The organism is Bradyrhizobium jicamae (assembly GCF_018130695.1).
Lineage (GTDB): Bacteria > Pseudomonadota > Alphaproteobacteria > Rhizobiales > Xanthobacteraceae > Bradyrhizobium > Bradyrhizobium jicamae_B.
Genome location: NZ_JAFCJX010000022.1, coordinates 54,997 through 69,818, shown reverse-complemented (window position 1 = coordinate 69,818; position 14,822 = coordinate 54,997). Strand labels below are relative to the sequence as shown.

Here is a 14,822-nt window from a genome sequence, read left to right as displayed (position 1 = left end):
GCAGCTTCAAGAGCGCGGGCGAGACGAGATGACGCAGGCACAACTCGCGCAGAGCAATGCGCCCCTGCTCGCGGTTCGCGACGTCAGCGTCGTGTTCGGCGGCATCATCGCGCTGAACGGCGTGACCTTCGACATGCACAAGGGTGCGATCCTCGGCCTGATCGGCCCGAACGGCGCCGGCAAGACCACGCTGTTCAACTGCCTGTCCCGCCTCTACCAGCCCTCCTCCGGCGACATCCTGATGGAAGGCGCGAGCATCCTGACACGGCCGCCGCACAAGATCGCCGAGATCGGCATCGGCCGCACGTTCCAGAACGTCGCGCTGTTCCCGAACCTGTCCGTGATCGACAATGTGCGCGTCGGCGCCCATGCCCGCACCTCCAGCGACATCGTCAGCGACTCGCTGAAGCTCGCCTGGGTTCGCCGCGGCGAAGCCGACATGAACAAGAAGGTGCACGAGATCCTCGCCTATCTCGATCTCGAAAGCGTCGCACACACCGTGGTGTCCGGCCTGCCCTTCGGCACCCAGAAGCGCGTCGAGCTGGCGCGCGCATTGGCCGCAGATCCCAAGATCCTGCTGCTCGACGAGCCGGCCGGCGGCCTCAACCATGAGGAAGTCTATGTGCTCGGCGACCTGATCCGCAAAATCCGCGACGAGCGCCACATGACCGTGCTGCTGGTCGAGCATCACATGGGTCTCGTGATGTCGATCGCCGACCACGTCGTCGCACTGAATTTCGGCCGCAAGCTGGCCGAGGGAACGCCGGCCCAGGTCCAGGCCGACCCGGATGTGATCAAGGCCTATCTGGGGAGCAAGGACCAATGACCGCGATGCTCAACGTCAAGGACCTGCGCGCCTATTACGGCCAGGTCCAGGCCCTGCACGGCCTGTCCTTCTCGCTCAACGAGGGCTCGCTCACCACGCTGCTCGGCGCCAACGGCGCCGGCAAGACCACGACCTTGCGCGCGATCTGCAACATGGTGCGCTCGACCGGGGCGATCGAGTTCGAGGGCAAGCCGATCGGCACCCGCTCGACCGAGAACGTGGTCCGCCTCGGCATCGCCCATGTGCCGCAGGGCCGCGGCACCTTCACCACCATGACGGTGGAGGAGAACCTGCAGCTCGGGGCCATCACCCGCACCGACAAGAAGGCGATCGTCTCCGACATCGAGCGGATGTACGCGCACTTCCCGGTGCTGAAGCAGCGCTACACCCAGCAGGCCGGCACGCTGTCGGGCGGCGAGCAGCAGATGCTCGCGGTCGCGCGCGCGCTGATGCTGCGGCCGCGGCTGATGCTGCTCGACGAGCCGTCGTTCGGCCTCGCGCCGCTGATCGTGCGCGACCTGTTCGGCATCCTCGGCAAGATCAACCGTGAGGACAAGGTCACCATCCTCGTCGTCGAGCAGAACGCGCAGCTGGCGCTGGAGCTCGCCGACCAGGCCTATGTGATCGAAACCGGACGGATCGTGATGGCTGGCAACGCCAAGGACATCGCGAACAACGAAGACGTCCGCAAATCCTATCTGGGCTACTGAGGGACCGGGACCATGGAACTGTTCGTCAACCAAGTCCTGGCCGGCGTCGCGACCGGGGCGATCTATGCCTGTATGGCGCTCGCCGTGGTCATGATCTACCAGGCGATCGACCATCTGAACTTCGCCCAGGGCGAAATGGCGATGTTCTCGACCTTCATCTCCTGGCAGCTGATGCAGTGGGGCGTGCCCTATTGGGGCTCCTTCGTGCTCACGGTCGGTTTCTCGTTCGTCGCAGGCATCGCCATCGAGCGGCTGCTGTTCAAGCCGCTGGCCAAGGCACCGATCCTGACCAACGTCGCCGGCTTCATCGCGCTGTATGCGATCATCAACAGCGTCGCCGGCCTGATCTGGGACTTCACCATCAAGCAGTATCCGACCCCGTTCGGCTCCTCGCCGTTCCTGGGCAGCCAGCTGATCTCGACCCACCAGGCCGGCATGATCGGGCTGACGATCCTGATGCTGGTGCTGCTGTTCTTCTTCTTCCGCTTCACCCGCGTGGGTCTCGCGATGCGGGCCGCCGCCTCGCTGCCCGAATCGGCGCGGCTGGTCGGCATCAACACGTCCTGGATGATCGCGCTCGGCTGGGGCATGGCCGCCGCGATCGGCTCGGTCGCGGGCATGATGATCGCGCCGGTCGTGTTCCTCGAGCCGAACATGATGCTGGGTGTGCTGATCTACGGCTTCGCCGCTGCCGTGCTCGGCGGCCTGACCTCGCCGTTCGGTGCCGTCGTCGGCGGCTTCCTGGTCGGCGTCTTCGAGAACCTCGTCGGGACCTACATTCCCGGCGTCGGCAATGAGCTGAAGCTCCCGATCGCGCTTGCGCTGATCATCACCGTCCTGGTCGTCAAACCGGCAGGCCTGTTCGGCCGGCCCATCATCAAGCGAGTTTGATCATGAGCGCCGCTGAAGAAGTCGTCACCGAAGGCCAGGCCGTCGAGGCCGTTCCCAAGCGCGCCATGACGCTCGGCTATGGCACCTCGCTGGTGGTGCTGGTCGCACTGATCATCACGCCGCTGCTGGTCAAGAACTTCATCATCTTCCAGATGACGATGCTGCTGATCTACGGCCTCGCCGTGCTGGCGCTGAACATCCTGACCGGCGGAAGCGGGCAGTTCTCGCTCGGCCAAAGCGCGTTCTATGCCGTCGGTGCTTACACGTCGGCGATCCTGATGGAACACGCCAACATGAACTACGCGCTGACGCTGCCGATCGCAGGTATCATCTGCTTTGGCTTTGGATACCTGTTCGGCAAGCCGGCGCTCCGGCTCTCCGGCGTCTATCTCGCGCTGGCGACGTTCGCGCTCGCCACCGCGATGCCGCAGCTGCTCAAGCTCGGTTTCTTCGAGCACTGGACCGGCGGCGTGCAGGGCCTCGTCGTCACCAAGCCGGATGCGCCGTTCGGGCTGCCGATGTCGCAGGACATGTGGCTGTATTACTTCACACTGGTGATCACCATCGGGATCTACCTTGCCTCGGTGAACCTGCTGCGCTCCCGCTCGGGCCGCGCCTTCATGGCGATCCGCGACAACGAGATCGCGGCCTCCGCGATGGGCGTCGACGTCGCGCTGTACAAGACGCTGGCGTTCGGCGTCTCGGCCGGCATCACCGGCGTCGCCGGCGGCCTCGGCGCCATCGCGGTGCAGTTTGTCGCGCCCGACGGCTACACCATCACGCTGGCGATCTCGCTGTTCCTCGGCATGGTGGTCGGCGGCGTCGGCTGGTTGCCCGGCTCGATCGTAGGCTCCGCCTTCATCATCTTCGTGCCGAACATCGCCGAGGGCATCTCCAAGGGCCTCTCCGGCGCCGTGTTCGGCGTGCTGCTGTTCCTCGTCATCTTCCTCGTGCCGCATGGCGCAAGGCAGGTCGCCATCGTTGCCACGCAACTGTTTGGCAAGCTCAAGAAGAACTAAGAACCCAAGAAGAGAGATCCAGGAGACACTATGCTTTCGACTTTGAGGATCGCCGCGGCTGCCGCGGCGGTCACCGCCTTTGCCGCGACTTCGACCACCGCCTTCGCCCAGAAGAAATACGACACGGGCGCGACCGACACCGAGATCAAGGTCGGCAACATCATGCCCTATTCGGGGCCGGCATCCGCCTATGGCGTGATCGGCAAGACCGAAGAAGCCTATTTCAAGATGATCAACGATCAGGGCGGAATCAACGGCCGCAAGGTCAACTTCGTCAGCTATGACGACGCCTACTCGCCGCCGAAGGCCGTCGAGCAGGTCCGCAAGCTCGTCGAGAGCGACGAGGTGCTGTTCGTGTTCAACCCGCTCGGCACGCCCTCGAACACCGCGATTCAGAAATATCTCAACGCCAAGAAGATCCCGCAGCTGTTCGTCGCCACCGGCGCCACCAAGTGGAACGATCCGAAGAACTTCCCGTGGACCATGGGCTGGCAGCCGTCCTACCAGAGCGAAGCCCAGATCTACGCCAAATGGCTGATGAAGGAGAAGCCCGACGCCAAGGTCGCGGTGCTCTATCAGAACGACGACTTCGGCAAGGACTATCTGAAGGGCACCAAGGACGGGCTCGGCGCCAAGGCGGCGTCCACCATCATCATGGAAGAGAGCTATGAAGTGTCCGAGCCGTCGATCGACGGGCACATCGTGAAGATCAAGGCCGCCAATCCGGACGTGCTGCTGATCTATGCCACGCCGAAATTCGCGGCCCAGACCATCAAGAAGACCGCCGAGCTCGGCTGGAAGCCGCTGCAGATCCTGACCAACGTCTCGATCTCGGTCGGCAGCGTGATGCGGCCGGCCGGCTTCGAGAACGCCCAGGGCGTGCTGTCGGCGGCCTATGCCAAGGACTCCAGCGACCCGCAATGGGCCAACGATCCCGGCATGAAGAAATGGAACGAGTTCGTCGACAAGTACATGCCGGGCGCGGACAAGACCGACACCAGCATCGTCTATGGCTACGGCGCCGCGCAGACGCTCGCCAAGGTGCTGCAGATGTCCGGCGACGACCTGACCCGCGCCAATGTGATGAAGCAGGCGGCGAGCCTGAAGGATTTTGCGCCAGACACCGTCCTGCCCGGCGTCAAGCTCAACACCTCGGCCACCGACTTCGCCCCGCTCGCCCAGCTGCAGATGCAGCGCTTCAAGGGCGAGAAGTGGGAGCTGTTCGGCGACATCATCTCGGGCGACGTCGCGTCCGAATAACGCTGCACTGCAGTACTGACCAAGGAAGCCCCTGCAACGGAAGTTGCAGGGGCTTTTTGTTGACGCGTCGCATGAATGGTATTGAATCCCGCCTGAAGCGCGAAGCGTCGCGCTTCAGGCTTTTTATTCGAGCATGATCTTTTCGGAAAACCGCGTCACACTTTTCCGGATCATGCTTCAAAGAATACGGATCAAAAAACCAAATGATGGCCGCCCGCCTGCCCCTCGCCGCGCTCTCGACGGCGTTCGTCCTGCTCGCCGCGACCTGCAGCGGCGCAGAGGCCCAGAAGACATACGACACGGGCGCCAGCGATAGCGAGATCAGGATCGGCAACATCATGCCCTATAGCGGCCCGGCCTCGGGCTATGGCGTGATCGGCAAGACCGAAGCCGCGTATTTCGCGATGGTCAATGCCGAGGGCGGCATCAACGGCCGCAAGATCAAGTTCATCTCCTATGACGATGCCTATTCGCCGCCCAAGACCGTGGAGCAGGCCCGCAAGCTGGTCGAAAGCAATGAGGTGCTGCTGATCTTCAACTCGCTCGGCACCGCAGCTAACGGCGCGATCCAGAAATACATGAACACGAAAAAGGTGCCGCAGCTGTTCGTCGCCAGCGGCGCGTCGAAATGGAACGATCCGGCCAACTTTCCGTGGACCATGGGCTGGCAGCCCAGCTACCAGGACGAGGCGCGGGTCTACGCCAAATTCATCATGAAGGAGAAGCCGGAGGCCAAGGTCGGCGTGCTCTTCCAGAACGACGATTTCGGCAAGGACTATCTCAAGGGCCTGAAGAATGGCTTTGGCGACAAGGCCGCGATGATCGTGCTGGAGGAGAGCTACGAGACGTCCGAGTCCGCGATCGACAACCACGTCGTGAAGCTGAAGGCGGCCGGCGCCGATACCCTGATCACCATCGCCACGCCGAAATTCACCGCGCAGGCGATCAAGAAGGCCGCCGAGATCGGCTGGCAGCCGCTGCACATCGTGTCCAACGTCTCGGCCTCGGTCGGCGGCGTGCTGCAGCCGGCCGGCTTCGAGAACGCGCAGGGCATCCTGTCGGCCTCCTATTTGAAGGACGGCTCCGACCCGCAATGGGACCATGACGCCGGCATGATGAAATTCTTGGCGTTCCTGCAGAAGTACGAGCCGGACGCCAACAAGCTCGATGGTGCCGTCGTGTTCGGCTACGCCGCCGCGCAGACATTGGCAAAAGTGCTGCAGATGTGCGGCGACGATCTCACGCGCGCCAATGTCATGAAGCAGGCCGCCAGCCTGAAAGGCGTCGAGCTCGATACGCTGCTGCCGGGCATCACGGTCAACACCTCGGCCACCGACTTCGCGCCGATCAAGCAGCTGCGCATGATGCGCTTCAAGGGCCAGAAGTGGGAGCTGTTCGGTGACATCATCTCCGCCGATCTCGGCCATTGAGACCAACAAAGGCGGGCTTCGCGCCGATCGCGAAGTGCGGCTGGCTTTCTACTTCCCCGCATCATCCCGATATTCCGCGCAGCGGCATCCTCTGATCGCAGCGTTCGACTAAATGACGCCTCCCGCGACATCATCGCCGGGGGCTTCTTATTGCCGGTCAGCGGCGAAAGGTATTCAATGCCACAACGAGCCGCGAAGTGCTCCCGATCCAAAAAAACATGACGCATCATCATGATCCCAAGGGAGATCAAAATGCCTGTATTCCGTTTGCGATTGGGCGCCCTTTCCGCCGCCCTCGCACTTCTCGCGGCCTCCTCCACCACGTCCATCGCACAGAAAAAATACGATACCGGCGCCACCGACAGCGAGATCAAGATCGGCAACATCATGCCGTATTCGGGACCGGCGTCGGCCTATGGCGTGATCGGCAAGACCGAGGAAGCCTACTTCCGCAAGATCAACGCCGAGGGCGGCATCAACGGCCGCAAGATCAATTTTGTCAGCTATGACGACGCCTATTCGCCGCCGAAGACGGTGGAGCAGGCGCGCAAGCTGGTCGAGAGCGACGAGGTGCTGCTGATCTTCAACTCGCTCGGCACGCCGCCCAACACGGCGATCCAGAAATACATGAACCAGAAGAAGGTGCCGCAACTGTTCGTCGCCACCGGCGCCACCAAGTGGAACGACCCGAAGGATTTCCCGTGGACGATGGGCTGGCAGCCCAACTACCAGAGCGAGACCATCATCTATGCGAAGTACATCCTGAAGAACAAGCCGGACGCCAAGATCGCCGTGCTCTACCAGAACGACGATTACGGCAAGGACTATCTGAAGGGTTTCAAGGACGGCCTCGGCGCCAAGGCGGCTTCGATGATCGTGATCGAGGACAGCTATGAGGTCTCCGAGCCGACCATCGACTCGCACATCGTACGGCTGAAGGCTACGGGCGCCGACGTCTTCATGAACATCACCACGCCGAAATTCGCGGCGCAGGCGATCAAGAAGAACGCCGAGCTCGGCTGGAAGCCGCTGCATTTCCTCAACAACGTCTCGGGCTCGATCGGCAGCGTGATCAAGCCGGCCGGCTTCGATAACGCGCAGGACATCATCTCCTCGCAATATTTCAAGGACCCGACCGACGCGCAGTGGAAGAGCGACAAGGCGATGATCGCCTGGAACGAATTCCTGGATAAGTACTATCCGGAAGCCAACCGCGCCGACGCCTCGGTGATGTATGCCTACATCGTCAGCCAGGGCCTGGTGCAAGTGCTGAAGGCCTGCGGCGACAATCTGACCCGCGAGAACATCATGAAGCAGGCCGCAAGTCTCAAGGATTTCGAGCCGGGCGGGCTGTTGCCGGGCGTCAAGGTTAACACCTCGGCGACCGACTTCGCGCCGCTTTCGCAGCTGCAACTGATCCGCTTCAAGGGCGAGACCTGGGAGCGCTTTGGTGAAATTTTGAGCGGCGACGTCGGCGGCTAGCTCGAAATCGCTCCGGACGGTCGACTAAAGACGGGAGCCCCTGCGGCATTGCCGCGGGGGCTTTTCGTTGAGACGGCCCCGGCAAGATGATAGTTTCCGCCGCAACAAAAAGAGCCTTCCGAGGGCCACGGCACATCAGACCATAACAGGGAGAGAGACATTAATGTCCGCTACCAAAAAACTTGCGGTGCTTTCGGCCGCGTTCGCATTCATGGCCGCCTCGACGGGCGGCGCACTGGCACAGAAGAAATACGACACCGGCGCCACCGACACCGAGATCAAGATCGGCAACATCATGCCCTATTCGGGCCCGGCGTCGGCCTACGGCATCATCGGCAAGACCGAGGCCGCCTATTTCAAGAAGATCAACGACGCCGGCGGCATCAACGGCCGCAAGATCAATTTCGTCTCCTATGACGACGCCTATTCGCCGCCGAAGACGGTGGAGCAGGCGCGCAAGCTGGTCGAGAGCGACGAGGTGCTGTTCATCTTCAATTCGCTCGGCACGCCACCGAACTCGGCGATCCAGAAATACATGAACGCCAAGAAGGTGCCGCAGCTGTTCGTCGCCACCGGCGCCACCAAGTGGAACGACCCGAAGGACTTCCCCTGGACCATGGGCTGGCAGCCCAACTACCAGAGCGAAACCCAGATCTATGCGAAGTACATCCTGAAGAACATGCCGAACGCCAAGATCGCCGTGCTCTATCAGAACGACGATTACGGCAAGGACTATCTGAAGGGCCTGAAGGACGGCCTCGGCGCCAAGGGCGCCTCGATGATCGTCGTCGAGGAGAGCTACGAAACCTCGGAGCCGACCATCGACTCCCACATCGTCAAGATGAAGTCGACCGGCGCCGACGTGTTCATCAACATCACCACGCCGAAATTCGCGGCGCAGGCGATCAAGAAGAATGCCGAGATCGGCTGGAAGCCGACCCACTTCCTCAACAACGTCTCGGCCTCGGTCGGCAGCGTGCTGAAGCCGGCCGGCTACGAGAATGCGCAGGACATCATCTCGGCGGCCTATCTGAAGGATGCCTCCGACAAGCAGTGGGACAATGACGCCGGCATGAAGGAGTTCTACGCCTTCATGGCCAAGGATTTCCCGGAGGGTGACAAGCTCGACGGCGGCACCGTGGTCGGCTTCGGCGTCGCGCAGACGCTGGTGCAGGTGCTGAAGCAGTGCGGCGACAACCTCACCCGCGAGAACGTCATGAAGCAGGCCGCGAGCCTGAAGGACTTCCGCACCGAGGTGCTGCTGCCCGGCATCAAGATCAACACCGGCCCGACCGACTTCGCCCCGATCAGCCAGCTGCAGCTGATGAAATTCAAGGGCGACAAGTGGGAACTGTTCGGCGACGTGATCAGCGCCGACGCCAACGGCTAAGGCTAGTCTTCCCATATCGTGGAAAATCGAGCCCCCTGCGATACAATCGCAGGGGGTTTTGCTTTATCCTTCCGCGGCAAGCTCGCGAGTATCATCATGACCGACCGACGTTCCTTCCTGCGTTCCATCTTCGATGCTGCGGTCGCAGCCGCGCATCCCGATGTCGTGCTGGCGGCGCATCTGCGCCCCGTACCGAAGGGACGGGTGATCTGCCTGTGCGCCGGCAAGGGCGCCGGCGCGATGGCGGAGGCCGCCGAGCGGCATTATCTCGACGTGCTCAAGCTCGATCCGTCGCGCCTCGTCGGCATCGCCACCACGCGTCACGGCCATGGCGTGCCGACAAGGCGGATCAAGGTGATCGAGGCTGGCCATCCCGTGCCCGACGAGGCCGGGCTGAGGGCCGCCGACGGCACGCTGAAGCTCGCCGCGGAAGCGACCGCCGACGACCTGCTGCTGGTGCTGCTCACCGGCGGCGGCTCGGCGAACTGGATTGCTCCGGTCGAGGGCGTGAGCTTTGCGCAGAAGCAGCAAGTCAACCGCGCGCTGCTCCGCTCCGGCGCGCCGATCGGCGAGATGAACGTGGTGCGCAAGCATCTCTCGCGCATCAAGGGCGGTCGCCTCGCCCGCGCCGGCCGGCACGCCGCCGAGATCGTGACGCTCGCGATCTCGGACGTGCCGCATGACGATCCCTCCGCGATTGCCTCCGGGCCGACGGTACCCGATCCGACCACGCTCGCGGACGCCCGCGCCCTCGTCGCCCGCTACAATCTCACGATCGACGACGCGGTCCGCCGCGCGCTCGATGATCCCAGGAATGAAAGCTGCAAGCCTGATGATCCCGCGTTCGCCCGCGCAACGTTCGAGCTGATCGCAAAACCCGGCGCCTCCTTCGAAGCCGCGGCAAAAGTCGCGCGCGACGCCGGCTACGCCACGATCGAGCTCGGCGCCGATCTCGAGGGTGAGGCCCGCGAGGTCGCCGCCGCGCATGCAAGCATGGCGCTGCAGGCCCGCAGCGAAGGCAAGCGCATCGCGATCCTTTCCGGCGGCGAGCTCACGGTGACCGTGCGCGGCAACGGCCGCGGCGGCCCCAACCAGGAATACGCCCTCGCACTCACCGATCTCCTGAAGGACACGCCGAACGTTTCAGCGCTCGCCGCCGACACCGACGGCGCCGACGGCGGCGCCGGCAGCGCCAGCGACCCGGCCGGCGCGATCATCGACCAGGCGACGTTCGCGAAGATGAAATCGCTCGGGCTCGATCCGAAGGCTTACCTGGAGAACAACGACGCGACGGGGTTCTTTGAGAAGACCGGCGATCTGTTGCTGACGGGACCGACGTTGACGAATGTGAATGACGTCCGGGTGATTTTGGTGGATTGATGCTCTCGTGTCCCGGACGCGGTGCAGCGTGCAACGCTGCTCCGCAGAGCCGGGACCCAGGTCTGTCCATGACGACGGATGGGCCCCGGACCAGCAGCGCACCGCTACGCGCTGCGCAGCATCCGGGGAGCGCAGGCGGCGAGCCCGGTTCAAAACTCCCGCGCCAGCTTCGCCAGCATCTCCAGCATCAGCGCGTGGTGCTCGGGGCCGAGCACCTCGATCAGGCGGGCCTCGTGCTTGTTGGCGACGAACTTCTTGGCGCGGGCGAGCACCGCGCGGCCCTTTTCGGTCAGCACCACGATGTGGGAGCGGCGGTCGTTGGCCGAGCGCATCCGGCTGCAGAGGTCGCGGCTCTCCAGCGCGTCGAGCATGGCGACGAAGTTCGGGCGGAGGATGCCGAGCGTGTTGGCGATCTCGGTCTGGTTGCGGCCGGGGTTCTTGTCGAGCAGCAGCAGCACCGAGAACTGCGCCGGCGTCAGCTGCAGCGGCGCCACGCAGCGCAGGAAGTCCTCGAACACCTTGAGCTGGGCGCGCTTGAGCGAATAGCCGAGCAGCCCGGCCAGTTCGCCGAGCTGGAGCACGCTGTCGTCGGCGGCGGGCTCGACCAAGTCCTTCCGTGACGCGCGGGAGGGTCTGGCAGTATCGGCGGCGGTCTTGGAAACGGTCATCGCTCGGAACTCGCAATCCCGCTAGGATGGTTGCGCACGGCGTGCGCGGGCCTTGAGATTATATTTGATAATTGTTATGGACCATATCAAATATCACCGGCTTTTCAACAGCCGTCATTCGCCGCCCCGGCCGTCGCACCCAACGTGAGCGCCGGATGCGGACGCCCAAAAGGGGGAGCGCTCGGCCTTGAATACGACGATCTTGCTGTTCCTGCTGCAGGACGGCATCACCAATGGCGCGGTTTACGCGTTACTCGGCCTGGCGCTGGTGCTGGTGTTCGCGGTGACGCGGGTCATCCTGATTCCCCAAGGAGAATTCGTCACCTATGGCGCGCTGAGCTACGCGATGCTCGCGACCGGCCAGGTGCCGGGCACGGTGCGGCTCGCGGTCGCGATGGGTTTTGTCGCCTTTGCGCTTGATCTCTATGCCGCACGCAAGGCGCTGCATCTGCGCAAGATCGCGCGCTCGGCGGCGCTCAACATCGTGTTTCCGATCGCGCTCTTCATCGCCACCACCAGGCTCGCCGGGCCGACCACGCCGATCGCGGTCAACATTGCGCTGGCGCTGCTGATCGTCGCGGCGATCGGCGTATTCCTCTATCGCATTGCGTTCCAGCCGATCGCGCACACGTCCGTGCTGGTGCTGCTGATCGCCTCCGTCGGCTGCCATCTGGCGCTGCAAGGCCTCGGCCTCGTGTTCTTCGGCGCCGAAGGCCTGCGCGGACCTGCGCTGTCGAAGGCCTCGGTGCCGGCCGGCCCGCTGGTCTTCACCGGCCAGAGCCTTGCGGTCTACGGCCTGACCATCGCCTTCATCGTCGGGCTGTGGCTGTTCTTCGGCTTCACCAAGATGGGCAAGGCTCTGCGCGCCACGGCCGTCAACCGGCTCGGCGCGCGCCTCGTCGGCATCCGCACCACGCTGTCGGGCCAGATCGCCTTCCTGCTGGCGTCGGTGATCGGCGCCATCTCCGGCATTCTAATCGTACCGATCACGACGCTCTATTATGACACCGGCTTCCTGATCGGCCTGAAGGGCTTCATCGCCGCGATCATCGGCGGCCTGGTCAGCTACCCCCTCACCGCGGTCGCGGCCATCCTGGTCGGCACGGTCGAAGCCTTCTCCTCGTTCTATGCCAGCAATTTCAAGGAAGTCATCGTGTTCACGCTGATCCTGCCCGTGCTGGTGCTGCGCTCGCTCGCGGCGCCCGCGGTCGAAGAAGAGAAGGATTGAGCGCGATGCAGCGGCTTCCTCTCGTCATCTTCGCCGCCCTGATGGCGGTGATCCCGCTGATCCCGGGCATCCCGCCGTTCTGGATCGTGCTCTTGGACAATATCGGCCTCGCCTCGCTGGTGGCGATGGGGCTGGTGCTGCTCACCGGCGTCGGCGGCCTCACCTCGTTCGGCCAGGCCGCGTTCTGCGGCTTCGGCGCCTATACCACGGCAGTGCTGACCACGGCCTATGGCGTCTCGCCCTGGCTGACATTGCCCGCCTCGCTCCTGGTCAGCGGCATCGCCGCGGTGCTGCTCGGCATCGTCACAGTTCGCCTCTCCGGCCATTACCTGCCGCTCGGCACCATCGCCTGGGGCATCGGCCTGTTCTATCTGTTCAGCAAGCTCGAATTCCTCGGCCGCAATGATGGCATCTCCGGCATTCCGCCGCTGTCGATCGGGTCGTTCAGGATGCTGAGCCCGGATACGATCTATTACGCGATCTGGATCGGCGTGCTCCTGGCCGCGATCCTCACCATGAACCTGCTGGATTCCCGCACCGGCCGCGCGATCCGCGCGCTGCGCCGTGGCCATATCGCCGCCGAAGCCTTTGGCGTGCAGACGCCGCGCGCGAAGCTTCTGGTGTTCATCTACGCCGCGGTGCTCGCCGGCCTGTCCGGCTGGTTCTATGCGCACCTCCAGCGCGCCGCGAACCCGACGCCGTTCGGCGCGCAGGCCGGCATCGAATATCTCTTCATCGCAGTCGTGGGCGGCGCCGGGTACGTCTGGGGGGCCGTGCTCGGCGCCGGGGTCGTCATCGTCCTGAAAGAAGTGCTGCAGAGCTACCTGCCCTACATTTTCGGCGGCCAGAGCCAGCTCGAGACCATCGTGTTCGGCATCCTGCTGGTGCTGCTGCTGCAGCTCGCCCCATCAGGCGTCTGGCCGTGGCTGATGGCGCGGCTTTCGATCAAGCCGGCCAGCAAGAAGCCGGATACGTCCCTGAAGCTCGAGACGCGCGAACGCGCGGCTGCGACCTCGGAGACGCTGCTGCACATCGAGAAGGCGCGCAAACAGTTCGGCGGCGTCACCGCCGTGAACGACGTCTCCTTCGACGTCAACGCCCGCGAGATCGTGGCGCTGATCGGCCCGAACGGTGCCGGCAAGAGCACCACCTTCAATCTCATCACGGGCGTGCTGACCGCGACCAGCGGCAAGATCTTTGTGCGCGGCAAGGAAGTCGAGAACGCACCGCCCCAGGAGGTGGTGAAGCTCGGCGTCAGCAGGACCTTCCAGCACGTCAAGCTGGTGCCCGATATGACGGTGCTGGAGAATGTCGCGATCGGCGCGCATCTGCGCGGGTCGTCCGGCGCTGTTACCAGCATGTTCCGGTTCGACCGTGCCGAAGAAGCGAAGCTGCTGGCGGAAGCCGCCCGCCAGATCGCGCGCGTCGGCCTCACCGACCAGATCGACCAGCTCGCCGGCTCGCTGTCGCTCGGCCAGCAGCGCATCGTCGAGATCGCCCGCGCGCTCTGCGTCGATCCGATGCTGCTGCTGCTCGACGAGCCGGCTGCCGGCCTGCGCCACATGGAGAAGCAGCGCCTCGCCGCCCTGCTGCGGCAGCTGCGCGACGGCGGCATGTCGGTGCTGCTGGTCGAGCACGATATGGGCTTTGTGATGGATCTCGCCGACCGCATCGTGGTGCTCGATTTCGGCACCAAGATCGCGGAGGGCACGCCGGCCTCGATCAAGACCAACCCCGATGTGATCAAGGCCTATCTCGGAGCTGCCGCATGAGTGCGCTGTTGACGGTCAGCGACGTCCACATCTCCTACGGCAAGGTCGAGGCCGTGCGCGGCGTCTCGCTCGACGTCGCCGACAACGAGATCGTGACCATCATCGGCGCCAACGGCGCCGGCAAGACCACCCTGCTCAACGCCATCATGGGCGTATTCCCGCTCAAGGGCCGCACCAGCTTCGCCGGCACCGACATGGCGCCGCTGGATATCGAGGACCGTGTCGCTGCGGGCTTAAGCCTCGTGCCAGAGCATCGCGAATTGTTCGGCACCATGAATGTCGAGGACAATCTCGAGCTCGGCGCTTTCCGGATCTCGAAGGCGACCGCCGCGGCCTCGCTGGAGCGGGTCTACACGCTGTTTCCGCGCCTGAAGGAACGGCGCAAGCAGCTCGCCGGCACGCTGTCCGGCGGCGAGCAGCAGATGCTGGCGATGGGCCGCGCGCTGATGGGCGCACCGAAGCTGCTGATGTTGGACGAGCCAAGCCTCGGTCTTGCCCCGATCATCGTCGCCGACATTTTCCGCATCGTCGGCGAGCTGCGTGCTGCCGGCGTCTCGGTGCTGCTGGTCGAGCAGAATGCGCAGGCCGCGCTCAAGATCGCCGACCGCGCCTATGTGATGGAGCTCGGCGAGTTCGTGCTGTCGGGTTCGGCCAAGGAGATCGCGTCCAACAGCCGCGTGGCGGCAAGTTATCTCGGCTTCCAGCACGAAGGTGAGAGCGCGATCTAGCCTTTCACCTCTCCCCGCCCTTCTGCGGGGAGAGGTCG

13 protein-coding genes are annotated in these 14,822 nt (G+C 64.0%); 12 read left to right on the top strand and 1 reads right to left on the bottom strand.

Translation table 11 applies throughout. From position 1 onward, the window contains the following. The first annotated feature begins 28 nt into the window (after positions 1-28). The 9 genes from JQ604_RS28515 to JQ604_RS28475 all read left to right on the top strand — a co-directional run bounded on the left by JQ604_RS28515 (position 29) and on the right by JQ604_RS28475 (position 10,388). Positions 29-826 carry an ABC transporter ATP-binding protein gene (locus JQ604_RS28515; protein WP_212364009.1) on the top strand — a complete coding sequence of 266 codons (798 nt, stop codon included), beginning with the start codon at positions 29-31 and terminating at the stop codon, positions 824-826. Then, on the top strand, positions 823-1,536 hold the full coding sequence (locus JQ604_RS28510; protein ID WP_212364008.1) for an ABC transporter ATP-binding protein: 714 nt from the start codon (positions 823-825) through the stop codon (positions 1,534-1,536). The genes JQ604_RS28515 and JQ604_RS28510 overlap by 4 nt, the downstream gene beginning before the upstream one ends. Before the next feature lie 12 nt (positions 1,537-1,548). Next, positions 1,549-2,427 (top strand): branched-chain amino acid ABC transporter permease, encoded by an 879-nt coding sequence (locus JQ604_RS28505; RefSeq protein WP_212364007.1) that lies wholly within the window; start codon positions 1,549-1,551, stop codon positions 2,425-2,427. 2 nt (positions 2,428-2,429) lie between these two features. Further along, positions 2,430-3,446: a branched-chain amino acid ABC transporter permease gene (locus tag JQ604_RS28500; protein WP_212364006.1), complete on the top strand. Its 1,017-nt coding sequence runs from the start codon at positions 2,430-2,432 to the stop codon at positions 3,444-3,446. Positions 3,447-3,476: 30 nt separating this feature from the next. Further along, positions 3,477-4,706 carry an ABC transporter substrate-binding protein gene (locus tag JQ604_RS28495; RefSeq protein WP_212364005.1) on the top strand — a complete coding sequence of 410 codons (1,230 nt, stop codon included), beginning with the start codon at positions 3,477-3,479 and terminating at the stop codon, positions 4,704-4,706. A 203-nt stretch (positions 4,707-4,909) separates the two neighbouring features. Beyond that, positions 4,910-6,136 (top strand): ABC transporter substrate-binding protein, encoded by a 1,227-nt coding sequence (locus JQ604_RS28490; RefSeq protein WP_212364004.1) that lies wholly within the window; start codon positions 4,910-4,912, stop codon positions 6,134-6,136. 252 nt (positions 6,137-6,388) lie between these two features. Next, positions 6,389-7,618, top strand: a complete 1,230-nt coding sequence (locus JQ604_RS28485) for an ABC transporter substrate-binding protein (protein WP_212364003.1) — start codon at positions 6,389-6,391, stop codon at positions 7,616-7,618. A gap of 163 nt (positions 7,619-7,781) precedes the next feature. Further along, on the top strand, positions 7,782-9,008 hold the full coding sequence (locus JQ604_RS28480; protein ID WP_212364002.1) for an ABC transporter substrate-binding protein: 1,227 nt from the start codon (positions 7,782-7,784) through the stop codon (positions 9,006-9,008). 96 nt (positions 9,009-9,104) lie between these two features. Next, positions 9,105-10,388 (top strand): glycerate kinase type-2 family protein, encoded by a 1,284-nt coding sequence (locus tag JQ604_RS28475; RefSeq protein WP_212364001.1) that lies wholly within the window; start codon positions 9,105-9,107, stop codon positions 10,386-10,388. A gap of 149 nt (positions 10,389-10,537) precedes the next feature. Here JQ604_RS28475 and JQ604_RS28470 read toward each other — a convergent pair whose 3' ends face one another. After that, complete coding sequence (locus JQ604_RS28470; protein ID WP_212364000.1) at positions 10,538-11,056, bottom strand: MarR family winged helix-turn-helix transcriptional regulator; 519 nt, start codon at positions 11,054-11,056, stop codon at positions 10,538-10,540. Positions 11,057-11,243: 187 nt separating this feature from the next. Here JQ604_RS28470 and JQ604_RS28465 point away from each other — a divergent pair, with 187 nt between their 5' ends. The 3 genes from JQ604_RS28465 to JQ604_RS28455 are packed head-to-tail and all read left to right on the top strand — an operon-like array spanning position 11,244 to position 14,784. Next, positions 11,244-12,284, top strand: coding sequence for a branched-chain amino acid ABC transporter permease (locus JQ604_RS28465; RefSeq protein WP_212363999.1), 1,041 nt, complete (start codon positions 11,244-11,246; stop codon positions 12,282-12,284). 5 nt (positions 12,285-12,289) lie between these two features. After that, the gene (locus JQ604_RS28460) at positions 12,290-14,056 is read left to right on the top strand and encodes a branched-chain amino acid ABC transporter ATP-binding protein/permease (RefSeq protein ID WP_212363998.1); all 1,767 of its coding nucleotides are present in this window, start codon (positions 12,290-12,292) and stop codon (positions 14,054-14,056) included. Beyond that, positions 14,053-14,784: an ABC transporter ATP-binding protein gene (locus JQ604_RS28455; RefSeq protein ID WP_212363997.1), complete on the top strand. Its 732-nt coding sequence runs from the start codon at positions 14,053-14,055 to the stop codon at positions 14,782-14,784. Before JQ604_RS28460 ends, JQ604_RS28455 begins: the two co-directional genes overlap by 4 nt. Positions 14,785-14,822: the final 38 nt, after the last annotated feature.

What these genes read in the sequence shown, in the direction of transcription:
- JQ604_RS28470 (WP_212364000.1), bottom strand. Translation starts at nt 11,056, where the DNA reads ATGACCGTTTCCAAGACCGCCGCCGATACTGCCAGACCCTCCCGCGCG.
- JQ604_RS28515 (WP_212364009.1), top strand. Translation starts at nt 29, where the DNA reads ATGACGCAGGCACAACTCGCGCAGAGCAATGCGCCCCTGCTCGCGGTT.
- JQ604_RS28495 (WP_212364005.1), top strand. Translation starts at nt 3,477, where the DNA reads ATGCTTTCGACTTTGAGGATCGCCGCGGCTGCCGCGGCGGTCACCGCC.
- JQ604_RS28490 (WP_212364004.1), top strand. Translation starts at nt 4,910, where the DNA reads ATGATGGCCGCCCGCCTGCCCCTCGCCGCGCTCTCGACGGCGTTCGTC.
- JQ604_RS28485 (WP_212364003.1), top strand. Translation starts at nt 6,389, where the DNA reads ATGCCTGTATTCCGTTTGCGATTGGGCGCCCTTTCCGCCGCCCTCGCA.
- JQ604_RS28505 (WP_212364007.1), top strand. Translation starts at nt 1,549, where the DNA reads ATGGAACTGTTCGTCAACCAAGTCCTGGCCGGCGTCGCGACCGGGGCG.
- JQ604_RS28475 (WP_212364001.1), top strand. Translation starts at nt 9,105, where the DNA reads ATGACCGACCGACGTTCCTTCCTGCGTTCCATCTTCGATGCTGCGGTC.
- JQ604_RS28480 (WP_212364002.1), top strand. Translation starts at nt 7,782, where the DNA reads ATGTCCGCTACCAAAAAACTTGCGGTGCTTTCGGCCGCGTTCGCATTC.
- JQ604_RS28510 (WP_212364008.1), top strand. Translation starts at nt 823, where the DNA reads ATGACCGCGATGCTCAACGTCAAGGACCTGCGCGCCTATTACGGCCAG.
- JQ604_RS28460 (WP_212363998.1), top strand. Translation starts at nt 12,290, where the DNA reads ATGCAGCGGCTTCCTCTCGTCATCTTCGCCGCCCTGATGGCGGTGATC.
- JQ604_RS28500 (WP_212364006.1), top strand. Translation starts at nt 2,430, where the DNA reads ATGAGCGCCGCTGAAGAAGTCGTCACCGAAGGCCAGGCCGTCGAGGCC.
- JQ604_RS28455 (WP_212363997.1), top strand. Translation starts at nt 14,053, where the DNA reads ATGAGTGCGCTGTTGACGGTCAGCGACGTCCACATCTCCTACGGCAAG.